This window comes from bacterium (assembly GCA_040757115.1).
Classification (GTDB): domain Bacteria; phylum UBA9089; class CG2-30-40-21; order CG2-30-40-21; family SBAY01; genus JBFLXS01.
The window spans coordinates 1-4833 of sequence record JBFLYA010000276.1; the positions used below are offsets into that span (position 1 = coordinate 1).

At 37.4% G+C, this 4833-nt stretch carries 5 protein-coding genes and 1 pseudogene; 3 read left to right on the forward strand and 3 right to left on the reverse strand.

The annotated features are described in order from the left end of the window. Nucleotides 1-200 precede the first annotated feature (200 nt). Together trxB and AB1422_16895 are read left to right on the forward strand one after the other, a co-directional pair. Nucleotides 201-1115 carry a thioredoxin-disulfide reductase gene (gene trxB, locus AB1422_16890; GenBank protein MEW6620983.1) on the forward strand — a complete coding sequence of 305 codons (915 nt, stop codon included), beginning with the start codon at nt 201-203 and terminating at the stop codon, nt 1113-1115. Then, on the forward strand, nt 1116-2186 hold the full coding sequence (locus AB1422_16895; GenBank protein ID MEW6620984.1) for a DUF763 domain-containing protein: 1071 nt from the start codon (nt 1116-1118) through the stop codon (nt 2184-2186). A gap of 10 nt (nt 2187-2196) precedes the next feature. Here the strand turns inward: AB1422_16895 and AB1422_16900 are convergent, their stop codons facing one another. Beyond that, the gene (locus tag AB1422_16900) at nt 2197-2970 is read right to left on the reverse strand and encodes an AAA family ATPase (protein MEW6620985.1); all 774 of its coding nucleotides are present in this window, start codon (nt 2968-2970) and stop codon (nt 2197-2199) included. Between the two features lie 88 nt (nt 2971-3058). Between AB1422_16900 and AB1422_16905 the strand changes: the two are divergent. After that, nucleotides 3059-3271, forward strand: a pseudogene (locus AB1422_16905) (GxxExxY protein). A gap of 65 nt (nt 3272-3336) precedes the next feature. Here AB1422_16905 and rsmG read toward each other — a convergent pair. Further along, the gene (gene rsmG / locus AB1422_16910; protein MEW6620986.1) at nt 3337-4056 is read right to left on the reverse strand and encodes a 16S rRNA (guanine(527)-N(7))-methyltransferase RsmG; all 720 of its coding nucleotides are present in this window, start codon (nt 4054-4056) and stop codon (nt 3337-3339) included. 38 nt (nt 4057-4094) lie between these two features. Beyond that, on the reverse strand, nt 4095-4232 hold the full coding sequence (locus AB1422_16915) for a hypothetical protein (GenBank protein ID MEW6620987.1): 138 nt from the start codon (nt 4230-4232) through the stop codon (nt 4095-4097). Between the last annotated feature and the right edge of the window lie 601 nt (nt 4233-4833).

Sequence of the window (4833 nt, forward strand, 5' to 3'; positions counted from 1 at the left end):
GAAATTTATAGAAATAGGTAGAAATTGATTGTGGAAAACAACAAATTTCCATAAATTTCTATTAGTTTCTATTAATTTCAATTTTTTTAATAATATCTCCCTATCTCCTTAATCTCCATATCTCCTTTTGTTACACCACCTGAACGCTTACAAGTTTCTGAATTGACTTTGGCGAAAAAAAGAATATGAGGTAAATATCTATGTATGATGTTGTTATTATTGGTGGTGGTCCTGCAGGCTTGACTGCAGGATTATATACGAGCCGGGCAAGGCTTAAAACCTTATTGATTGAAAGTTATACCCTACCCTCTCAAGCAGTAACTACCGCCTTTATCGAAAATTACCCGGGCTTTCCTGAAGGAATTGGCGGTTTTGAATTAATAGAAAGGTTTAGAAAACAGGTAGAAATATTCGGATTAGAATCTACAATTGGGGATGTCCGAGGTATTCATAGCGTAGATAACACCTGGCGAGTAGAAGTGGGAGATAAAGTATATGATTGCCGATGTTTAATTATTGCCACTGGTGCAAGGCCTAAAGAATTAAATGTGCCTGGTGAGGTAAAATTTCGCGGGAAAGGAGTATCTTATTGTGCCACCTGCGATGGCGCGCTCTTTAAAAATAAAGATATAGTCGTAGTTGGCGGCGGCGATACCGCCGTAGAAGAGGCACTATTTTTGACCAGATTTGGCAAAAAAGTTACCTTGATTCATCGAAGAGATACCTTGCGGGCAACAAAAATCCTCCAGGAAAGAATATCAAAACATGAAAAAGTAGATTTTCTCTGGAACTCAGTCGTGGTTGAAATATCAGGCAACGAAAATGTAGAAGCAATCAAGGTAAAAAATACCACAACCCAGCAAGAATCAAAGATATTTTGTGATGGCGTTTTTATCTTTGTTGGACTTATCCCTAACACTGCCTTTCTTAAAGGAATCATAGAATTAGATGAGGAAGGATACATTATTACTGATGAAGGGATGAAAACATCAAATGAGGGAATTTTTGCCTGTGGTGATTGTCGGAAGAAATCTTTGCGTCAGATAATTACTGCCTGTGGAGATGGTGCATCTGCCGCCTTTTCTGCCCAAAAATATCTGGAAAGAGGTGGTTAAATGCGGACAGGAATTGCTAATTTACCACTGCATTATGGCAAAGCACCTGCCTGGCTTTTTCAACGAATGAAAAGGTTATCGCGTGAAATTGCTATCTGGGTGGTGAGTGAATTTGGGACAGAAGAACTATTGCGGAAATTATCTGACCCATTTTGGTTTCAGGCGTTTGGTTGTGTATTAGGGTTTGACTGGCATTCAAGTGGTTTGACCACGACGGTTTGCGGGGCATTAAAAGAAGGAATTAAAGGATTAGAGCACGAATTAGGGCTATTTATTGCGGGTGGAAAAGGGGCGGCTTCACGAAAAACCCCTACCGAAATCGAATCAAAAGGAACAGAATTAATTATAAACCCCAATAAATTAATCTATGCCAGCAAAATGGCGGCGAAGGTTGATAGTGCCGCTTTACAAGATGGCTATCAACTTTATCATCATGTTTTTATCTTTACTAAAACAGGTTTATGGTGTGTTGTTCAACAAGGGATGAATGAGAGTAACCGCTATGCCAGACGGTATCACTGGTTAAGTGATGAGATGAGAGATTTTGTCTGCGAACCACATACCGCTATCTGCTGTGATAACAAATCTAAGGTGTTAAATATGGTGGCGATTGAAAGCCAAAAGGCAAGAGAGGCAACTACTTTTATCGCTAAAGAAATGCCAGATAAAGTCATTTTTGATTTAAAAAAACTACAAAACTTAAATTTGCCATCCCATCATCAAGTTTGGCTTAAGGACATAAATTCCTCTAAATTAAATAAGATTCTTTTGACCACCTACGAGGCACAACCAGCAAATTTTGAGCAACTATTAGGGATAAAAGGTGTAGGAGCAAAGACTATCCGGGCATTAACTCTAATTTCCGAATTAATTTATGGCACGCCAGCCAGCTTTCGCGACCCGGTAAGATACAGCTTTGCCCATGGTGGAAAAGACGGACATCCATATCCCGTCAATAAAGCCACTTATGATATCTCAATTCACATTCTCCATCAAGCAATCTCTGCGGCTAAAATTGGTGAAACAGAAAAAAGGGATGCCCTCAGACGATTAACTAACTGGTGGGGATAACTGGTTCCTTTTACCTGCTTTCTACCTCTTTCTTAATTATTTCTCGAGCTAAATTTATATACGCCTCGGCACCTGTAGAATTAATCTCATAAAGAATAATTGGCTTACCAAAACTCGGTGATTCTGAAAGTCTAACATTGCACGGGATAACCGTTTGATATACCTTACTCGTAAAACACTTTCTAATTTCAGCGGTAATTTGTTGTGAAAGATTAGTCCGGGCATCAAACATAGTCAAAAGTATTCCTTCAATAGCGAGTTTAGAATTAAGTCTATTTTGAACCAGGGTAATTGTCCCTAAAAGTTGTCCTAATCCTTCTAAGGCGTAATATTCACATTGAATAGGAATTAGAACCGTATCCGCCGAAACAAGGGAATTTAATGTCAGTAATCCTAATGAAGGTGGCGTATCAATAAAAAGATATTGATAATTATCCTTGATTTCTGCAATCGCCTCTTTTAATTTTAATTCACGGCCTTCGATATTGACTAATTCAATTTCAGCGCCAGTTAAAGTTACATTCGCCGGAACTAAATCCAAATGTTCTAATTCTGTCTTACAGATAGCCTTCGTAATTGGCTCTTTTCCAATTAACACCTCATAAACATTTGGGTTACACTTATGTTTATCAAATCCTAATCCACTTGTGGTATTCGCCTGAGGATCCATGTCAATAAGGAGGCAATGTTGACCTAACATTGCAAGGCAGGCGGCGAGATTTATCGCGGTTGTTGTTTTTCCTACCCCTCCTTTCTGATTGGCAATAGTAATTATTCTACCCATAACATTATCCTCCTGATTATTGGTAATTGGTTACCCATTTTTAATTTCGTGTAACTATTCACCGCAGAGACGCAGAGGAACAGAGAAAAAAGGATTTAAATTAGATTGTGGATACCGGATAGATCTTTTAGTTGAAGAAAAAGTTATCGTAGAATTAAAAGCAGTCGAGCAACTACTTCCGATTCACGAAGCTCAACTTTTAACCTATCTAAAAATGATGAATAAAAGGATAAGTTTATTGATCAATTTTAATGTTTCTGTTCTAAGAGATGGAATTAAGCGTATAGCCAATAGATTTTAATTTTTTCTCTGTGTCTCCGCGTCTCTGCGGTGAATAGTTACAATTTCGTGAAGTCCTATTCAAAATTAAGTTATTGGTTTTCTCTCTGGCACACCTACTCTTCGGGGATACTCTACAGGTGTTGGTTTTATCTTTTCTATAATGACTAAATTCCTCTCTTGATGAACAATGGGCAAGGTTATCCGTTTTTGTTCTTTAATCCTTCCCCCTAAAATATCTATCGCCTTTTGTGCATAGATTAATTCATCTTGTAGAAAACTTCCTTTCTGGGAGATGAATAGCCCTCCTATTTTTAAAAAAGGCAATGTATATTCCACTAATGTATTTAATTTAGCAACTGCTCTTGATACTACTAAATCATATCTTTGGCGATATTCTTCTTTATTCCCAAATTCTTCGGCTCTACCCTGTAAAATCTCGAATTTTATCCCCAGGTGATTTTTAAGTTGATAAAGGAATTCGACATATTTTCCCTTTGAATCTAATAAAATCAAATTGACTTGCGGGTAACAAATCTTTAAAGGTATCCCTGGAAATCCTGCTCCAGTTCCTACATCGATTATCTTCATCTCATTAATCGGACAAAATCCCAGGGCGCAAGTTAATGAATCAAGAAAATGATTCACAATAATACCATCAGAAGTCTTAATTCCTGTAATATTAACCTTCTGATTATAGTCTTTAATTATCTTTAAATAAATAGAGAACAATTTTAGTTGAGCATCATTTAAAGCAATTCCTAACTCCTTTGTTCCCTGTTTGAATAACTCTTCTAACTGATACATTAATGCTTCTATTATTCTACTATATTTCAGTTTAGATGTCAAGGATAAATCAAAAGTAGGAGTAATGGGTCAGTGAAATGGGGGATTCTCCTGAAAATAAGGAAGTAGAAAGTAGAGAGTAGAAAGTAGAAAGTAAGGAAAACATCACTCCTCACGCCTATCTCCTTACCTTCCACCTTCTATCTCCTACCTACTATTTTCATCCTCATTTGTGAACCCACGGTTCATGAGCGTTCTCCTGAAAATAGTTAATTAGAGATTAGAGAATTAGAACCTGCACTCTTGCTAATCTCTAATCTCCAATCTCTAATCTCTATGCCCGATTTTCATCCTCCTCGTATAATATATATTGTTGGTCATTTTGAATGCCACAATCTTAATTCCTTATTAAATCCCCCACGATTGGGGGTTGGGGGTTGAAAATAAAATTAAAAAATTAATTATTAGTACTGGTAGTGATGTGGAGAGTGTGGGTAACTCCAAAGGAGTTATCCAAGCAATTGTGGATAACTCAAAGACTTATCCAAGCGATTGTGGGTAAGTTGTGGACAACTCTGCTGTCCATCAACTTATCCACATGAGCGTCAATTGCGTCACTATCCACATCTTTCCACTTGACTTTTTAGGATGTCCCTGTCATAATATCCAGTAATATTCGCACTATGGAAGCTCAACTTAAAAAAATAGATCAATCTATCGCCAAAGAGATTTCTGGAATTGAACACACTCTTTTGTCTATTCAGGGCATCGGACCTGTCTTTGCTGCTGGCATAATCG